Below are 17640 nucleotides of genomic sequence, written 5' to 3'. Positions count from 1 at the left end.
GCGGGGCTTTTTCGTTGGGGGATGCGACGGGCGTATCAGGTGCGCATCGCCTCGGCCGCCATGCCCAGGCCATTGAAGCCGCTGGACACCGAGGGCTCGTAGCCCAGGGCCTCGGAAATGCTGGCGGCGGTATCGACCAGCGCCTTGATCCAGTCGTCCTGCAGGCGTTCGGCCGGCGCCGAGATCGACAGCCCGGCAACCAGCTTGCCGGTGTCATCGAAAATGCCCGCGGCGATGCAACGCACGCCCAGTTCCAGTTCCTCGTTGTCGCGCGCATAGCCATGGCGGCGCACCAGCGCCAGCTCGCGTTCGAGGCGCTCCAGGTCGGTCAGGCTGTTGCGGGTGTGGCCGGCCAGGCCGGTTCGGAGCGCATAGGCGCGCACCTGGCGGGTGTCGGCGGTGGACAGGAACAGCTTGCCGGTGGAGGTCAGGTGCAGCGGCGCCCGCCCGCCAATGGCGCGCACCACCTGCATGCCGGAACGCTCGCTCCAGGCGCGGTCGATATAGACGATCTCGTCGCCCTGCTGCACCGACAGGTTGACGGTCTGCCCGGTCAGCTTGTGCAGCGACCGCATGGCGGCGATGGCCGCCTCGCGTACGTTCAGCCGCCCCTTGACCAGCGAGCCCAGTTCAAGCAAACGCATGCCCAGCTGATACAGGCCGTTGTCCACCCGCTCGACGTAGCGCCCCACCACCAGGTCGTTCAGGATGCGGTGCGCGGTGGAGGCGTGCAGGCCGGTGGTCGCGGACAGTTCCTTGAGCGTGACGGGATCAGGCTGCGCGGCCAGCGCGTCGAGCAGGCGCATGGCGCGCTCGATGACCTGGATGGCGATGGGACTGCCCGAGGCGCCGTCGGTTTCGGCATCCAGGGCGTTGCGAGTGGAGGAAGGGCGGGACATAGGCGGGGAAAGGGCTCGCGCCGCGCCACCGGAAGAGCAAACTTGCGGCAACGCAGCAAACAGTTCTTTCCCGTATTGTGAAATTTACGGAGCCATTTGGCAACCGTTTTTTGGCCGGCCTATCGGGGACACTCCCCGATTCGGCCGGCATCTGTCCTCAGGCCGCGGGCGGCGCCAGCTTGCCGCCCAGGCGCAACACTTCGGCTCGCAGAAACGCCAATGCCTCGGCGGCCGCCTCGGGCTCGCCCTTCACGCCCAGGTCGATGTGCGGCGTGCCGCCGGCTTCGCCGACGCTGGGCAGACTGAAGGCGCGCACGCCGGGCCAGCGTGTTTCCACCGTCTGCATGGCCGGCGTGATGCGGGATTCCGGCATGCTGAACACCAGGAAGGAATGCTCGGCGTGGCGGCGCGTATGTTGCAACGCACGATAGCGCGTGTCGAGCGTCCATTCCAGCATCGGCCACGCCATCACCGGGAAGCCCGGCACGAAGGTGTGGTCACGGATGAAAAAGCCCGGAATGCGGTTGTAGGGGTTGGGCACGATCTCGCAACCCTCCGGGAACACGCCCATCTGCAGCCGCTGCTGGTTTTCGGGCGCGCTCATGTCGGCCGTGCCCTGCCCCTTGGCCGCCATTTCGGCGGTGCGCAGCGCGATGGCCTGTTCGGCCTCGGGATGCAGGGCCAGTGGCAGATCGAGCGCGGCGGCGGCGGCCTGGCGGGTATGGTCGTCGGGCGTCCCGCCGATGCCGCCGCACGAGAACACCACATCCCCGGTGGCGAAGCTGCGCCGATAGGCCGCCACCAGGGTCTCGCGGTCGTCCGGCAGGAATTCCGCCCAGCCCAACTGCATGCCGCGCGCGCCGAGCAGTTCCACGACCTTGGAAAAGTGTTTGTCCTGCCGGCGGCCCGAAAGGATTTCGTCACCGACGATGATGAGGCCGATGCGGCGGGAGGCGGGTTCTGCTGCCATGTCCGGTTCCAGAGAGTGGCGGTTGAGGGAGAGGCGGGACGACGCCGCGTCAGGCGACGTCGATGGTGCGATCCTGACGCAGCCGTTGCACCGCGTCCAGTCCGTAGTGGGCATAGACCAGCGCCGAAAACACCGGCAGGATGATCCAGGCCGGCGGCAGCAGGTTGAGCAGCGCGCAGATCAACCCGATGATCCAGAAGCCGCCATTGTTGCGTTCGAGGATGAGTTTGCGCTCGGCCGGGCTGGCATGCTCGACGATGGCGTCGACCCGCATCATGCGCGAGAAGGCGAAGGTCCACCAGAAGACCGGCAGCACCAGGGCCATCGGCGGCACCAGCCACAACGGCATGGTGAACAGCCAGCCGAGCACGAACGCGCCCGACACCCATACCGCGTTCCAGACGCTGACGGTGGTGGCCAGCTTGCCCTGCCGGCTGAGACCGGCGTATTCGCGCTGGCTGACGTGGCGCAGCACCAGCGGCATGACGAACACCGCGGCGATCGCCAGGCCCAGCACGCCCGACAGCGGCAGCAGGATCGACACGGCGACCAGCGGCACCAGATAGAGCTTGAGCGAGAACAGCCCCATCGCCAGCAGCCATTCGTCGGTGCGGTTGATGAAGTCCCAGTGCGAGGCCTGGGCGGCGAGCCAGTCGGTCAGGGGCGTCCAGAACAGCCAGAACAACAGCAGCGCGCCGACCAGCGCGATCAGGAAGGGCAGCAGCAGCGCGAACAGCATGGCCGGGTGGCACTGCGACACGAGCGCGCGCTTGAAGGCTTGCGCCACACCCGCCATGCTGCGGGTGTAGCGGCTGGCGCCGGGCATCTCGGTATCAGGGCGCAGGACAGGCATGGCGGGAACAATGGAGGGTGGTCATCCCGGGTATGATAGTCAAACACGCTTTCCCGCGCTCGTATGACATTACTGGTTCCCGGCTCCGATCTCACCGCCCTGCGCGCCCAACTGGCGGCCTCGCCCAAGGCCTGGCTGGTGGCATGTTTCTGCGCCGCCTGGTGCGACACCTGCGAAGAATACAAACCCAAGCTGCGGGCCTTGTCCAGTACCCTGCCGCACCACGTCTTCGCCTGGATCGACATCGAAGACCACGCCGAACTGCTGGGCGAGGTCGACGTCGAGAACTTCCCCACCCTGCTGGTCCAGGTCGGCGGACGCGTGGTCTTCTACGGCCCCATGCTGCCGCATATCGGCCATCTCGAGCGGCTGCTGGAAAGCCTGGATGAACACAGCGCGGCGGTCACCGCGCCGTTGCCCGACCTGCCCCGGCTGCTCGCCGCCTGAATCCGCACATATGAAAAAAGCGCCCTGTGAACTGACCCCCGAAAGTTGGACGCAATCCAACCTTCGGGGGTTTTTCGCATGGCGAAGTACGAAGAGCAATTCAAGATCAAGGTGGTGCAGGCATACCTGCAAGGCACAGGCGGCTTCAAATCGGTGGGGCGCCGACACGATGTGCCGTACTCCATGGTGCGGCGGTGGGTCGAGAGCTTTCGAGCGCATGGCGTTGATGGGTTGCGCAGGCAATCTGGCTCGTACAGTGCGGCCTTCAAACAATCGGTGCTGATCAAGATCCGGCGCGAAGGTCTATCGGACACGCAGGCAGCGGTGTTGCTGGGGATTCGTCATACAGGGCACATTATGAAATGGCGCGCCCAGTATGATGCTGGGGGTATAGAGGCGCTGGCGCGCAAGCGCCCAGGAGCAAGCATGCCGCATAAGTACCCCCCAGAGCCGGTGTCCAAGGACATGACCAAGGAAGAACTCGAGCAAGAGCTGGCCTATCTGCGCGCGGAGAACGATTACCTAAAAAAAATGAAGGCCTTGATCGAAGCGGAGAAGACCCGGGCGCTGGTTGGAAAGCGCAAGTGGTCCAAGGATTAAGGCCCAAGCATCCGCTGGCACTACTGCTACGCGTAGCCAAGCTGTCGCGCAGCACGTTTTATTACCACCTGAAGTCGTTCGGAGCCGTGGACCCGTACACCGAGCTCAAGCAGCGCATCAGCGCGGTCTACGCCCATCACAAGGGCCGCTACGGCTACCGCCGGATTACGGCGGTCTTGCGCCAGGCCGGCGAGCTAGTGAACCACAAGACCGTGCAGAAGCTGATGCAGGCGCTAGGCTTGAAGTCGCTGGTGCGCGCCAAGAAGTACCGGTCCTACCGAGGCCAATCGCACCACGTGGCGGCCAACGTGTTGGCGCGCGACTTCGAGGCGGCGCGTCCGAACCAAAAGTGGGTCACCGATGTGACCGAGTTCAACGTACGTGGCGAGAAGCTGTACCTGTCGCCGGTGATGGACCTGTACAACGGCGAGATCGTGGCCTACGAGACCAGCCGCCGGCCGGTGTTCAAGCTCGTAGGCAGCATGTTGAAGAAGGCGCTGGCGAAGTTGTTGCCCGATGACCGACCCGTTCTGCACTCCGACCAGGGATGGCAATACCAGCAGCCCAACTATCGGCAGATACTGGCATCTCGGTCTGTGACCCAGAGCATGTCACGCAAGGGCAACTGCCTGGACAATGCCGCCATGGAAAGCTTCTTCGGCACGCTCAAGGCCGAGTTCTTCCACCTGAACCGCTTCGAAAGCATCGACCAGTTGCAGACCGGTATCCGGCAATACATCCGTTACTACAATCACGATCGCATCAAGCTCAAGCTAAAAGGCCTGAGCCCGGTGCAATACCGAGTCCAGGCCTTCGGGCTTTAGCCGACCGTCCAACTTCTGGGGGTCAGTTCACTGCCAGGGCGCTTTTTCGTTGGGCGCGCAGCGCGGCCGCGACGCCGGGGCGGCGATCGTCGCCCTACTTGCGGCTGCCACCCAGCAACACGGCAAGCTGGCGCTTGGGCGCGGACGAATTGCCATTCTGGCGCGGCGCCTGTTCCTCGGCCGGCGCCGACGGGGCCGACGGCTCGTAGGGCTTGAGGAAGAAGTCGTCCACCGGCTGGCGCGAAGCGCCGCCGCCCGAGCGGCGTTCGGACGAGCGGCCGCGTTCACGGCCGCCTTCGCGCGACGACGAACCGCGTTCCTCGCGGCGGCCATGGCTGCGCGCGACCAGTTCGGCCGGCACGTCGAGCGTGCCGCGCGGCACTTCGCGCTTGATCAACTTCTCGATGTCGAGCAGGAAGCGTTCTTCGTCGGCGGTGAACAGGGCGATGGCTTCGCCCGTGGCGCCGGCGCGGCCAGTACGGCCGATGCGGTGCACGTAGTCTTCGGCGTTGTACGGCAGGTCGTAGTTGATGACGCAAGGCACGCCGGCGACGTCGAGGCCGCGCGCGGCCACGTCGGTGGCCACCAGCACTTCGAGTTCGCCGGCCTTGAAGGCCTCGAGCGCCTTCATGCGGTCGGCCTGGGTCTTGTCGCCGTGGATCGATTCGGCCTTGACGCCGTCGCGCTCGAGTTCGCGCGCCAGGCGCGCCGTGCCGATCTTGGTGTTCGAGAACACGATGACCTGCTTGAGGCCACGCGACTTCACCAGGTGCACCACCGCGGCGCGCTTCTGGTCGCCGCTCATCTTGTAGGCGATCTGCGTGATGGTGTTGGCCGTGGCATTGCGCGCCGCGACTTCGATTTCCACCGGGTGATTCAGGTAGGAACGGCCCAGCTTGCGGATCTCGTTGCTGAAGGTGGCCGAGAACAGCAGGCCCTGGCGCTGCGCGGGCAGCAGCCGGATGATGCGTTCGAGATCGGGCAGGAAGCCCATGTCCAGCATGCGGTCGGCTTCGTCCAGCACCAGGATGCCGACCTGGCTCAGGTTGACGTTCTTCTGCTCGACGTGGTCGAGCAGGCGGCCGGGCGTGGCCACCAGCACTTCGCAACCACGGCGCAGCGCTTCCTTCTGCGGCCCGATGTCGACGCCGCCGAACACCACGGCGGAACGCAGCGGCGTCTGCTTGCTGTAGCGCTTGACGCTTTCGTAGACCTGGTCGGCCAGCTCGCGCGTCGGCGTCAGGATCAGCGCGCGCACCGGATGGCGCGCGGGCGAGGCGCTGGTATTGGCCAGCGGCATCAGGCGGTGCAGGATCGGCAGCGTGAACGCCGCGGTCTTGCCGGTGCCGGTCTGGGCCGCGCCCATGACATCACGCCCTTCGACCACGACGGGAATGGCTTGCGCCTGGATCGGGGTGGGCGTGGTGTAGCCGGTTTCGGCGATCGATTGCAACAGCAGGGGATGCAGCCCGAAATCGGAAAACGTGGGCGTCGGCGCGGGCGCGGCGGCGGGTGCTGCGGATTGAGTGGATTCAGTCATCAGGGTTTGGCAGATACCGGGACCAGTAAAAAAAGAACAAAACGAGAGTGCTGCGAGCACTGCACTGCATATGCATCAGGACAACCAGAACGCGCGCCACGCTCGCGCGGCCACGTGCGAACCACCGCGAGGCGCAAGCGCATCGCAGGCAATCAGCACCCTGCCTTGCAGGCCAGGTGGCGCATTCTGGTTTCGATACTTATGAGGGCAGTACCAGGCCCGGATTGCTGTGGATAACTTGATTTTAGCGCAGCCGGGCGCCGGGGCGGTCAAGCCAGTGCCGGGGGGCGACTCCTTTGGCCTGGCGAAAGCTCTTGCTGAAATGGCTCAGGTTGGCGAATCCGGTGGCCAACGCGGCGTCGGTGACCCGGTATCCGGCCTCCAGCATGGACGCCGCGGCCTCCAGCCGGACCGACTTCAGGTAGGCGTGGACCGAGCGGCCGGCCACCTGGCGAAAGCCCGCTTTGAGCTTTTTCTCGCTCAGGCCGACCTCGCGCGCCAGCCGCGGCACCGTCCATTCCTCGCCATAGCGGACTTCGATCAGACGCCGGGCCTGGGCCAACTGGCGCCGTTCGCGGGCCGCCACCGGCGGTTCGCCGGCCGCGCCGCTCAGGGTTTCCAGCACGATGGCCAGGGCTTCGAGCGCCTTGGCGCGCATGTAGAGGCGACGCGCGGTGGCGTCTTCGTGGCGGCAGTCCAGCACGTCGGCGGCCAGCCGTAACAGGCCCGGCGGGGCCGGGAATCCCGCCATCAGCGAGCCGGCCGTCGGCACGCTGTGATCCAGCACGAACGCGCCACGCAAGGCCGCGAGCGGCCTGCCCCCGGCACGCAGCAGCCCGGCGGGCGAATAACGAATGTCCACCAGACGGACGAGCTGCCCGCCCGACATCTGGAAACGGCCGCGCGCCCCGCGTTCGCCCGTCTGCACCACCGCCATGCCGGGACCGGCGCGCAGCGGCACCCCGCCGTCGATCGACATGCAGGCCTGGCCCTCAAGGAAGACCGCGATGCAGAACATGGGCGGCCCTTCGGCGGCGACATCCAGGTCAACGCCCGGCGCCCCGCTCCAGACCGACATGGTCAGGTCTTCGTCGAACGCTTCCAGGCGGGACAGCGCCTCCCAGGCGGCCGGGATGACCGCGGCCGGCAGGAGCGGATGGCCGCAATGGTGCCCGGGTCCGTGGGCGGTTTGCACGCGCGTGCCAGTGGCGAAATCCAAATTTAGACCCCGAATTGAATAGTGGCGGCACCGAAAGCGTTAGTCCGCGCCCGAACAAATAACAATAATTCTCATTAATGATTCTACTGAAAACCCGCTTCGACGACATGACACTTTCGCTCCCTTTCCGCCACACCGCGCTGACGGCCGCGCTCTGCGCACTGACACTTCCCGCCGTCGCGCAGTCCCAATCCGTCAGCGAGCTCGCTCCCATCACCGTCACCGCCAGCAAACAGGAACAAGCGCTGCGGGATATCAACGGCGCCGCCATCGTGGTGCCGGCCGAAACCCTGCACGCCGCGCAGGTGGACAACACCCTGCAGTTGTCGCGCGTGCTGCCGGGCGTGCAGATGTCGGGCAGCGGATCGTTCCTGTTCCCCGTCATTTCCGTGCGCGGCATCACCTCGGCGCAGGATTTCTACAACCCCGCGCTTACGGTTTATGTGGACGGCGTGCCGCAATTGCCCACGTTCGCCTCCCAATTGCTGACCGATGTCGATCGCGTGGAAATGCTCAAAGGCCCGCAGGGCACGCTGTACGGCAAAAGCGCCATGGGCGGCGTGCTCAATATCGTGTCGCGACAGCCGGACGACACGCCGTATTTCCGCGCGACCGCGGGTGTCGCCAGCCGCGATGGCTACCTGTTCAAGGCCAGCGGCGGCGGGCCGCTGGTCGACAACCTGCTGTATGGCTCGGTGGCCGCCGTGGTCAACGACGCCCCCGGCCGGCTCGACAGCCCGGTCACCGGCGCCAGCCATATCGGCGGCACCTCGGCCAACGCGGGAACGGCGCGCCTGCGGCTGGCGCCAGCCGGCAGCCCCTGGGAAATGGGGTTGGCCGTCAGCGGCGAATGCACCCGCGGCAGCCAGGATGTCTACGTGCCCTTCGATGCCCCTGGCAGCGGACAAGCGGCGATTTCTCCGGACATGCCCGCAACGCTGGCCGATCCCTACCAGAAGCGCTGCAGCGCAAGCCAGGCACTGACGGGCCGCTACGATTTCGATGGCTGGCGGCTCGATGCGGTCGCCGCCTGGCAACGCCTGCACTACGACCGCCACTTCTCGCTCGGCTCGACCTATACCAGCCAACCCGAGCGCTGGCGCCAGCAGGTGCAGGAGCTGCGCCTGTCCACCACCGGCACGCGTGCGGTCGACGGCGTCCTGGGCCTGTACCGCCAGCGGGTCACGCAGTCGCGTTCCGCGCTCAGCCAGATGCAGATGCCCGGGATGCAGCTCGACGCGTTCTCGGCCGGTTCCCGCAACACCAGCGAGTCAACCGCCTTCTACGGCGACGCCACCTGGCATGCCACCCGCGCGCTCGACCTGTCGGCCGGCCTGCGCTATTCCCGCGACAAGGCGTCCACCCGCTACGACGGCTCGACGCTCAATGGCATGACCTACGGTCAGGACCCCTTCGGCGGCGCGGGCACGGCCTCCGGCAACACGGTGCTCGGCAAGCTGTCCGCCGGCTACCGCCTGTCGCCCGAATGGCGCGCATACGTCAACGCGGCGCAAGCTTACAAGCCCGGCGGCTACAACCTGGCCCCGTCCAACCCCGCCGATGCGCGCCCCTTCGGCAAGGAACGTGGCGTGAGCTACGAAGCCGGCGCGCGCTTTGACGGCGATGCGTTGCGCGCAGGCGCCGCCCTTTACCGCACCGACATCCGCGACGCGCAGCTCTATGTCAGCGACCAGATCGGCTATCAGCACATCGAGAACGTCGGCAACACGCGCTCCACCGGGGTCGAATTCGACCTGAGCTGGGACGTGACCTCGCAATGGACGCTGGGGCTGGATGGCTTTCTCAACCACACCACGTTCCGCAGCTTCAACAGCAACGCCGTCTGCCCCGGCTGCGATGGCAACCGCGTGCCGTTTTCGCCGGGCTATGGCCTGAACGCCAGCGCGCGCGGCCATTTCGACCCGGGTGTCGGGCGGCTCTCGCCGACCCTGGTCGTGCGCCGGGTCGGCGCGCAGTTCTTCGACATCGGCAACAGCCTGCGCCAGGACGCCTACACACTGGTCGATCTCAGCCTGGCGTGGCGCATTCGGCCACAGGTCGAGGCCACGCTGTACGTCAACAACCTGACCGACCGGCGCTACCGCACCTACGCCTTCGGCGGTGGCGCGCGCGGCAGCTACGCGCAGGTCGATCCCGGCCGCACGGTGGGCCTGAACGTCGCCTTCGAATACTGACCCGGGACCCAACGCGATGCCGAACGCCTCCCTGGCGCGCCTGCCCACCGCGCGGGTCATCGCCGCCATTGGCGGCATCTGCATGGTCCAGAGCCTGGTCAGCGGCATTGCCTTCCAGGGCGTGCCGACGCTGCTGCGCGACAGCGGCACGCCGCTGGACCAGGTTGGCCTGGCCTACCTGGCCTTCCTGCCCTGGTCCCTGAAATTCCTGTGGGCGCCATGGATCGAGCGCTATCGGCTGCCCCACGGGCAGGCGGGGCGCCGCACCCGCCGCATCGTGCTGCCTGGCCAGTGGCTGCTGGCCGCCCTGCTGTTCCTGCTGGCGGTCCTGGGGCAACCGACGCTGCCCGCGCTGCTGGCCGTGCTCGGCCTGATCTCGCTTACCGCGGCCACCGTCGATATTGCCGGCGACGCCTTCGCGGTCGAGCAATTGGCGGCGCGCCGGCGCGGCTGGGGCAATGCCACCCAGGTCGGCTCCAACTACGTGGGCATGTTCCTCGGGGCCGGCCTGTTCGTGGTGCTGGCGGGCAGCCATGGCTGGCGCGTGGCGGCCGCCGCCATGGGCCTGCTGGTCCTGTTGTTGACCCTGCCGTTCGCCGGCTTGCCCGAACCGGCCCGCGCGACCGACACGCCACCGCATCGGCCCAGCCTGCCGCATGCGCTGGGTCGGTCCGGCGTGCGGCTGGGCCTGCTCATCACCGTGGTGTTCCAGATCGGTTCGCGGCTCGGCGCCGGCATGACCTCGCCACTGTTGCTGGACCGCGGCGTGCCGCTGGCCTCGGTGGGCTGGATCAACGGCGCCGGCGCGGTCGTCGCGGGCCTGGCGGGCACATTGCTGGGGGCGCTGGCGCTGCAACGCTGGCGCGCGCCGCGCGCGGTGGTCGCGGCCATGGCCCTGCAGGCGGCCGCGCTGATCCTGTTCGTGGCCGGCGTCGCCGCGCCCGGCCTGGGGCTGCCGGCCGCCAGCCCCGGCTGGCTGGTGGCGCTGACGCTGTTCAAGGCAGCCACCGCCGCCACGGGTTTCGTCACGCTGTACGCCTTTCTCATGGGCCTGGCGTCGCCGGCCCAGGCCGGCGTCGATTTCACGCTGTTCCAGTGCGCCGATGCGCTGGTCGCCATGGTTGGCGGCGTGGCCGCCGGTTGGCTGGCGCAGCACCTGGGCTACGGCGCCTGCTTCGGCATCGCCGCCGCACTGGGCGCGGCCGGCCTGCCTGTCCTTTCCGTCCTGATGCGGCGCGCCGCGCCGCTTTCATCTTCTGGAGAATGAACATGTCTGAACGCACCGTGGTCATCGCGGGCGCCGGCGTCGCCGGACTGGCCTGCGCCTGGTGGCTGGCCCGGCAGGGCTGGCGCGCCATGATCGCCGAACGCGCCCCGCACCTGCGTGACGGCGGCTACATGATGGGCCTGTCCGGCCCTGGCCTGCTGACCGCCCGCCGCATGGAGCTGGTGCCCGCCCTGCGCGCCGTGGAGCGCGAAATCGGCGAGAACGTCTACCGCGATCGCCGGGGCCGCGAAGTCATGCGGGTCCGCTATCGCGAGCTGCTGCGGGAACTGGACTGGGTCACCCTGCGGCGCACCGATCTCGTCCAGGTACTGCACGCCGCGGTGCGAGACCGCGCCGAAATCCGGCTGGCCACCACCGTGGCGGACTGTAGCCAGGATGCCCACGGCGTGGACGTGACGCTGTCGGATGGGTCCCAATTACGCGCGGATCTGCTGATCGGCGCCGATGGCGTGCGCTCGGCGTTGCGCGCCCGGGTCTTCGGCGCCAGCACGGCGGTGCCATCGCCGCTGGGCTACCGATATGCCGCCTATGACGTCGACGACGACACCGGCATGGCGAGCGACTTCGTGTCCTATGCCACGCCGGGCCACCAGGTCGAATACCATGGGCTGGGCGGCGGCCGCAAAGCGGCCCTGCACGTCTGGCGCAGCCATGAGGCCGGATGGGTCGAGGCGCCGCGGCGGCTGGGCCTGCTGCGGGAACTGGCGCGCACGACTCACGCGGAAGTGGGACGGCAGCTGGACACACTGCCCGCCGACGCGCCGATCGTCATGGATGACCTGGCGCTGGTCGAGATGCCGCGCTGGCACCAGGGCCGCATCCTGCTGGCCGGCGACGCCGCACATAGCCTGTCCCTGATTTCTGGCCAGGGAGCGGGGATGGCGCTGGCCAGCGCCTACGTGCTGGCCCAGGAACTGGCGTGCGCGCCCCTGCCGGAGGCCCTGGCCGCTCATGAGCGGCGGCTGCGGCCGGTAATCGACAGCCTGCAGCAGCGCAGCCGCAGGCTTGCGCCCGTCTACGTGCCCGCCTCGGCATTCGCCTTCGGCCTGCGCAACACGGCCCTGCGGTTACTGCCCAGGTTGATCCTGAAGCGCTACTTCCTCAGCGGGCTGAAATCCGAAATGGAGGCTGCCGCCGCGCTTGGCTGAGCGGCCTCAGCCCGCCAGCCAGCGCAGCCCCCACAGCACCAGCATGCCGACCACGATGACCAGCACGGCGCTGCGGGTGCGCAGGAACACCAGGATGGCGATGATGCCTGCCACCAGCTTGTAGTCGAAGATGGGGCCCAGCCCGGCCTTCCAGGGCAGCAGGTCGGGCACCACGATGGCGGTGAGCGCGGCGGCCGGCGCGTAGCGCAGGGCCCGGCGCACGCCATCGGGCAGCGGGATGTAGTCGCCGAACAGCATGAAGCCGGCGCGCGTCAGCACGCTGCACAGCGCCAGCAGCAAAATCGCAGAATAGACGTAGATTTCCGAAGGCCAGAGAGTCATGCGCGCGCCTTGAAGAAGCGTTCGGCCCACATGCCCGCCACCACGCCGGCAATGACCGCGGCCGCCAGGCCCAGGCGCAGCGGCAGCACCTGGCCGGTCCAGGCGACCACGCCCGCGGCCAGCATCGACACCAGCATGGGCTTGGAATTGGCCAGCGGCACGGTGATGGCCAGCAACGCCAACACCGCCGCGAAATCCAGCGACCACGCGGCCGGCACCATGGTGCCCAGGTAGATCCCGACGATCGACGAGGTCTGCCACACGAACCAGCCCGGGGCGATGGTGCCGATGAAATACCAGAGCTGTTCACGGGTGCCGCGCTCGGCCGCATCGCCGAAACGCGGCATGAACAGCACGAAGCCCATGTCGGTGGTGAAATAGCCCAGCCCCAGCCGCTTGGGCCACGACAGGTGGCGGAAATAGGGTTGCAATGCCGCGCCGAAGATCAGGAAGCGCAGGTTGACCACGCAGCCGGCGGCGAAGATCAGCCACAGGGGCGCGCCAGTGGCGATCAGGGGCAGCGAAGTGAGCTGGGCCGAACCGGCGTACAGCAGCAGCGTCATGGCCAGGGCCATGGATTCGGTAAGGCCGGACTTGACCATGGCCACGCCGGTCACCAGCCCCCAGGTGGCGGTGGCGATGAGCGCGGGCACGATGGCATGCACGCCGGCACGGAAAGCGGCGACACGCTCCTGGCGGACCGCCCGTGGGTCTTCGGTTTCGGGAAACGCGGACTCAGAGGACAACGGCAAGCCCCTGGGGAATCGGACAGGACGACATGGAAACTCTGTGGGAAGGAAACTCACGACAACCTGCTCGCCCGCCGGGGCCGCGGGCGCCGCAAGGCACCGCGCCGGTGCGCGAATAGGCCGCTATTGTAACCTCGCCGCTTGATACAATACGGCCCTCGGGTTTAGAGAGGGAGACAGGCCATGTCGATGGCTGACCGCGATGGCTTCATCTGGTATGACGGCAAGCTCGTGCCCTGGCGCGACGCGACCACGCACGTCCTGACCCACTCCCTGCACTATGGCCTGTCGGTATTCGAGGGCGTGCGCGCCTACCGTTCCGAGATCGGCACGGCGATTTTCCGTCTCGAAGACCACACCAACCGCCTGTTCAACTCGGCGCACATCTACCAGATCCCCATGCCGTTCGATCGCGACACGATCAACGAGGCGCAGCGGACGGTGGTGCGCGAGAACCAGCTGGAATCCTGCTACCTGCGGCCGCTGGTGTTCTACGGTCCTGAAAAGATGGGCGTGTCGCCCAAGGGCGCCAAGGTGCACGTGGCGATCGCCGCCTGGCCCTGGGGCGCCTATCTGGGCGAGGAAGCCCTGTCGCAGGGCATCCGGGTCAAGGTCTCGTCGTTCGCGCGCCAGCACGTCAACGTGACGATGCCGCGCGCCAAGGTCGCCACCACCTACGCCAACTCGATCCTGGCCAACACCGAGGCGCTGCAGGACGGCTACGACGAGGCCCTGTTGCTGGACACCGAAGGCTTCGTGGCCGAGGGCTCCGGCGAGAACCTGTTCCTGGTCAAGGACGGCGTGCTGTGCGAACCCGAGATCGCCTCGGCCCTGACCGGCATCACCCGTTCCACCATCCATGCGCTGGCCGCCGATTTCGGCCTGCGCGTGGTGACCAAGCGCCTGACGCGCGACGACGTCTACATTGCCGATGAAGCCTTCTTCACGGGCACCGCCGCCGAAGTGACGCCGATCCGCGAGGTCGACAACCGCCAGATCGGCTCGGGCCGGCGCGGCCCCATCACCGAGAAGCTGCAGAAAGCCTTTTTTGACATGGTGAATGGCCGCAACCCGAAGTACCATCACTGGCTGAGCAAAGTCTGATTCGCGCCGTCCTGCCTGGCGGGACGGCATTACTGCCCCAACCTACCGTCCTACCGGTATTTTTTATTCAGGAAATTCCATGACCGCCGCTGCCCCGGCCGCCGCCCCCCACGAAGTCATCGAAGTCGGCGCCGAAGACCTGCCTGTGTTCTGTCCGGGTCCCAAGGCCCCGCTGTGGAGCATGCACCCGCGCGTCTTCCTGGACGTCGCCCACACCGGCTCGGCGCGCTGCGCCTATTGCGGCGCCGAGTACAAGCTCAAGCCCGGCACCGTGCTGCACGGCCACCACTGAGAATCGCCGCTCAACAGCCATCCGTCCCGCCATCATGTTCGCCACGCCCGAAGAAGCAGAACACGCGTTCTACGAAGCCCTTGAGCAGGGGGACGCCGTCCGCCTGATGCAAGTGTGGGCGGACGACGAGGAAGTCGTCTGCATCCATCCGGGAGGCCTGCGCATCGTCGGCCACTCGGCCGTGCACGAATCCTGGCAACACGTGCTGGCGAACGGCCCGTTGCACATCCGGCCGCTGCGCCCGCTGGTCATGCTGAGCATGATGTGCGCGGTGCACGTGCTGGTCGAACAGGTGGCGGTGCGCACGCGGGAAGGCACGCAGTTCGCCAACTGCTACGCCACCAACATCTATCACAAGGGCCCCACGGGCTGGCGCATGGTCATGCACCACGCCTCCTCGGCGCCCACCGAAGCCGGGGTGCTCGACTTGCACGACGTGCCCGACATGCTGCACTGATCGGGTCGATTTTGGCTGCTGCTCGTTTCGATACCACGCCCTGCCCCGTTCCCTCCTGGCTCCCCGGAGGCGATGCCCAGACGGTCTACGCCGCGCTGTTCGCGCAATACCACCGCATCGCTTTCGTGCGCGACCGGGTCGAGACGCCCGACACCGACTTCGTCGACTTCGACTGGACCGGGCCGGGGCTGTTTCCGCACAAGGCCGCCGACGGCGCGCCCGTCAGCGGGCAGCAACCCGTGGCCAACGGCAAGACCGCGGCCGCGCGCTGGATGACCGAGGCCGACTGGAAATCCTTGCCGCAGACGGCCGACACACCGGCGCTGCTGCTGTTCCACGGCCTGGAGGGCGGCAGCAACAGCCGCTATGCGCAATCCATCGCGCACCACTTCCGGGCGCGCGGCTGGATCGTGGTCATCGCGCACTTCCGCGGCTGCTCGGGCGTGCCAAACCGCCTGGCGCGGGCCTATTATTCGGGCGATTCGGCCGAAGTCGGCTTCCTGCTGAACACGGTGCGCAACCGCATCCCGCACGCGCGCTGGCACGCCGTGGGCGTGTCGCTGGGCGGCAATGCGCTGCTGAAATACCTGGGCGAGCACCAGGAGGACACCGGCTGGCTGACCGCCTGCGCGGGCGTCTCGGTGCCGCTGGACCTGGTGGCCTGCGGCAAGACCCTGTCGACCGGATTCTTCAACCGCAAGGTCTACACCAACCACTTCCTCAAGACCCTCAAGCACAAGGTGCTGGAGAAAGCTCATCGCTACCCCGGGGCCATCGACGTGATGCGCATCGCCCACGCGCGCGACCTGCGCGACTTCGACGATGCCTACACCGCGCCCATGCACGGCTTTCGCAATGCCCTCGATTACTGGACGCGCGCCTCCAGCAAGCCCTGGTTGCCGCGCATCTCGGTGCCGACGCTGGTGCTGAACGCGCTGAACGATCCCTTCATTCCCGCCAGCGCGCTGCCCAAGCCCGACGAATGCTCGTCCAGCATCCTGCTGCACCAGCCCACCGATGGCGGCCACGCGGGCTTTCCGACGGGCGCCTTTCCCGCCCACCTGGGCTGGCTGCCGCAGCGCCTGGGCCGCTTTTTCGAAACCGGGCTGTAAACGGCCGCCGTCGGGCGGCTCCCCACGGCGCATCCGCCGGGCGTCAGCCTGACTTGAAGCGCTCCAGCAGCTGACGCTCTTCGGCCAGCTTGTCCTTGACTTCCTTGATCTGCACGTCGATCTGCGATTGCTCGTAGAAGTCGCTGGACATGCCGCGTGCCTGCTGCAGTTGCGATTCCGCCGCGGCGAAGGCGCCTGTCATCACGTAGTAGCGCGCCAGGTCGCGCCGCGCCTGCACCGGCTTGCCGGTGCGTTCCTCGCTCTGCGCCAGCATCTGGTAGAGGCTGGGCTCATCCGAGCCCCATTGCTTGATCTTGGCGCGCAGGTAGTCCTGCGCTTCGGCGTGGCGGCCGTTGGCCTGCAGGGCCGTGGCGTAGGCGATGCCCAGGGCCCGCTGCTCGGGCCAGCGGCGGGTGGCGGCCTGGGCCAGGTCCTGCGCCCGCCGGTTGTCCTTGCGGGCCAGCGCGATGTCGACGGCAAGCCTGGCCATCTGCGGCGAATCGCGGCCATCGGCCTGGGCCTGCGCGAGCTGGCGCTCGGCCTCGTCCAGGCTGTTGCGCTGGAAGGCCTGCAAGGCCAGTCCGTAGTAGGCCGCCGAGCGGCGCACGCCGGACAGGGCCTGGGCCTCGTCTTGCAGCTGCTGGCCGGCCGTGCGCAGGCTGACCGCGTCGCGGCCCTGCACCACGCGCATCTTGGCGCGGATGTACCAGAAGTCGTCGCTGTCGACATGGCGCGACACGGGCAGCGATCGCACGCGGTTCTGCACGTCGGACATCCGCTCGATCGACAGCGGGTGGGTGCTGGCCCAGGAACCGCCGCCCGCCCCTTCGTTCAGGCGCGAGGCGTTCATCAGGCGCGAGAACATCTGCGCCATGCCCTGGGCATCATAGCCGGCCTTGGTCAGCATGGTGAAACCGGCCCTGTCGGCCTCGCGTTCGGCGTCGCGCGAGAAGCCAAGCTGGCGGTTGATGGCGGCGGCCTGGCCGAACGCGGCCACGCCCATCGCCAGGTTGCCGCCGCCGCCGGCCAGGGCCGCCAGCAGCGCGCCCGCCAGGCTCGCCAGCATGACCATGCTGTTCTGGCTCTGCTGCGTCATGCCGCGCGCGATATGGCGCTGCACCACGTGGCCGATTTCGTGCGCCAGCACCGCCGCCAGTTCCGATTCGCTGCCCGAGGAGACGATCAGCCCGGTGTTCACGCCGATGAAGCCGCCCGGCATGGCGAAGGCGTTGATCTCGGGATCGCGCACGCCGAACATCTCGACGTCGGGCACCGCCCCGGGCGAGAACGCCGCCAGCTTGCGCCCCATGGTGGTCAGGTACTGGCTGAGTTCGGGATCGTCGACATAGGTCGGATCGCGGCGCCCCTGCGACATGATGGCTTCGCCGAGGCTGCGCTCCAGCGCGGGCGAGAGATCCGCGGAGGATGCGGCGCCCATCGAGGGCAACCCCACCGGCTGGGCCCAGGCCGTCGCCGGCAGGGCCGGGACGGCCAGCGCGGCACAGATTCCGAAGATCGCGCCCCGCTGCGCAATCGAGCAAATGGATGGCATTTTCCTGCGGTTCATGAGCCTATGATAGCGATGCGCTTAAAATGTTTCA

17 protein-coding genes are annotated in these 17640 nt (G+C 67.7%); 9 read left to right on the top strand and 8 right to left on the bottom strand.

The window, feature by feature from the left end; all coding sequences use genetic code 11:
• Positions 1–35: 35 nt before the first annotated feature.
• From AC6CR5_RS25795 to AC6CR5_RS25785, 3 genes are all read right to left on the bottom strand, one after another.
• The gene (locus AC6CR5_RS25795; RefSeq protein WP_006389020.1) at positions 36–899 is read right to left on the bottom strand and encodes an IclR family transcriptional regulator; all 864 of its coding nucleotides are present in this window, start codon (positions 897–899) and stop codon (positions 36–38) included.
• Positions 900–1056: 157 nt separating this feature from the next.
• A complete protein-coding gene (locus AC6CR5_RS25790; protein WP_053500441.1) occupies positions 1057–1869 on the bottom strand; it encodes a competence/damage-inducible protein A in 813 nt (270 codons plus the stop codon).
• 49 nt (positions 1870–1918) lie between these two features.
• Complete coding sequence (locus AC6CR5_RS25785; protein WP_498085048.1) at positions 1919–2722, bottom strand: EI24 domain-containing protein; 804 nt, start codon at positions 2720–2722, stop codon at positions 1919–1921.
• Positions 2723–2785: 63 nt separating this feature from the next.
• Here AC6CR5_RS25785 and AC6CR5_RS25780 point away from each other — a divergent pair, with 63 nt between their 5' ends.
• Both AC6CR5_RS25780 and AC6CR5_RS25775 read left to right on the top strand, forming a co-directional pair.
• Entirely contained in the window at positions 2786–3169 is a 384-nt protein-coding gene (locus AC6CR5_RS25780; protein ID WP_054447213.1) for a thioredoxin family protein, read from the top strand.
• Positions 3170–3247: 78 nt separating this feature from the next.
• Positions 3248–4593 (top strand): IS3 family transposase gene (locus AC6CR5_RS25775; protein ID WP_412169861.1). Its coding sequence is split into 2 segments (ribosomal slippage): positions 3248–3712 and positions 3715–4593, totalling 1344 coding nucleotides; the frame shifts between segments, so codons are not numbered across the junction.
• Positions 4594–4687: 94 nt separating this feature from the next.
• On the opposite strand, the gene AC6CR5_RS25770 is transcribed toward AC6CR5_RS25775, so the two are convergent.
• Together AC6CR5_RS25770 and AC6CR5_RS25765 are read right to left on the bottom strand one after the other, a co-directional pair.
• Complete coding sequence (locus tag AC6CR5_RS25770) at positions 4688–6133, bottom strand: DEAD/DEAH box helicase (protein WP_006389016.1); 1446 nt, start codon at positions 6131–6133, stop codon at positions 4688–4690.
• Positions 6134–6377: 244 nt separating this feature from the next.
• Positions 6378–7328, bottom strand: a complete 951-nt coding sequence (locus tag AC6CR5_RS25765; RefSeq protein ID WP_498085047.1) for a helix-turn-helix transcriptional regulator — start codon at positions 7326–7328, stop codon at positions 6378–6380.
• A 101-nt stretch (positions 7329–7429) separates the two neighbouring features.
• Here AC6CR5_RS25765 and AC6CR5_RS25760 point away from each other — a divergent pair, with 101 nt between their 5' ends.
• Genes AC6CR5_RS25760 through AC6CR5_RS25750 form a run of 3 tightly spaced genes read left to right on the top strand, consistent with a single transcriptional unit; the run spans position 7430 to position 11983 of the window.
• Positions 7430–9547 (top strand): TonB-dependent receptor, encoded by a 2118-nt coding sequence (locus AC6CR5_RS25760; RefSeq protein WP_498085046.1) that lies wholly within the window; start codon positions 7430–7432, stop codon positions 9545–9547.
• A gap of 16 nt (positions 9548–9563) precedes the next feature.
• Positions 9564–10814 carry an MFS transporter gene (locus AC6CR5_RS25755; RefSeq protein ID WP_498085045.1) on the top strand — a complete coding sequence of 417 codons (1251 nt, stop codon included), beginning with the start codon at positions 9564–9566 and terminating at the stop codon, positions 10812–10814.
• A 2-nt stretch (positions 10815–10816) separates the two neighbouring features.
• On the top strand, positions 10817–11983 hold the full coding sequence (locus AC6CR5_RS25750) for an FAD-dependent oxidoreductase (protein ID WP_448684701.1): 1167 nt from the start codon (positions 10817–10819) through the stop codon (positions 11981–11983).
• A 6-nt stretch (positions 11984–11989) separates the two neighbouring features.
• Here AC6CR5_RS25750 and AC6CR5_RS25745 read toward each other — a convergent pair whose 3' ends face one another.
• Both AC6CR5_RS25745 and AC6CR5_RS25740 read right to left on the bottom strand, forming a co-directional pair.
• Positions 11990–12325, bottom strand: a complete 336-nt coding sequence (locus tag AC6CR5_RS25745) for an AzlD domain-containing protein (RefSeq protein ID WP_006389010.1) — start codon at positions 12323–12325, stop codon at positions 11990–11992.
• Positions 12322–13071 carry an AzlC family ABC transporter permease gene (locus AC6CR5_RS25740; RefSeq protein ID WP_006389009.1) on the bottom strand — a complete coding sequence of 250 codons (750 nt, stop codon included), beginning with the start codon at positions 13069–13071 and terminating at the stop codon, positions 12322–12324. Before AC6CR5_RS25740 ends, AC6CR5_RS25745 begins: the two co-directional genes overlap by 4 nt.
• A 186-nt stretch (positions 13072–13257) precedes the next feature.
• On the opposite strand from AC6CR5_RS25740, the gene AC6CR5_RS25735 reads away from it, so the two are divergent.
• The 4 genes from AC6CR5_RS25735 (at position 13258) to AC6CR5_RS25720 (ending at position 16039) form a co-directional block, all read left to right on the top strand.
• On the top strand, positions 13258–14178 hold the full coding sequence (locus AC6CR5_RS25735; protein ID WP_006389008.1) for a branched-chain amino acid transaminase: 921 nt from the start codon (positions 13258–13260) through the stop codon (positions 14176–14178).
• 79 nt (positions 14179–14257) lie between these two features.
• Positions 14258–14470, top strand: coding sequence for a zinc-finger domain-containing protein (locus tag AC6CR5_RS25730; protein ID WP_006389007.1), 213 nt, complete (start codon positions 14258–14260; stop codon positions 14468–14470).
• Positions 14471–14504: 34 nt separating this feature from the next.
• Positions 14505–14927, top strand: a complete 423-nt coding sequence (locus tag AC6CR5_RS25725; protein ID WP_006389006.1) for a YybH family protein — start codon at positions 14505–14507, stop codon at positions 14925–14927.
• 11 nt (positions 14928–14938) lie between these two features.
• A complete protein-coding gene (locus AC6CR5_RS25720) occupies positions 14939–16039 on the top strand; it encodes a YheT family hydrolase (protein WP_006389005.1) in 1101 nt (366 codons plus the stop codon).
• Positions 16040–16082: 43 nt separating this feature from the next.
• Here AC6CR5_RS25720 and AC6CR5_RS25715 read toward each other — a convergent pair whose 3' ends face one another.
• A complete protein-coding gene (locus tag AC6CR5_RS25715; protein ID WP_162838330.1) occupies positions 16083–17591 on the bottom strand; it encodes a M48 family metalloprotease in 1509 nt (502 codons plus the stop codon).
• Positions 17592–17640: the final 49 nt, after the last annotated feature.

This window comes from Achromobacter sp. EG18, assembly GCF_059759395.1.
The sequence above is the reverse complement of the archived record's forward strand: the minus strand, read 5'-3'. Positions and strand labels throughout refer to the sequence as shown.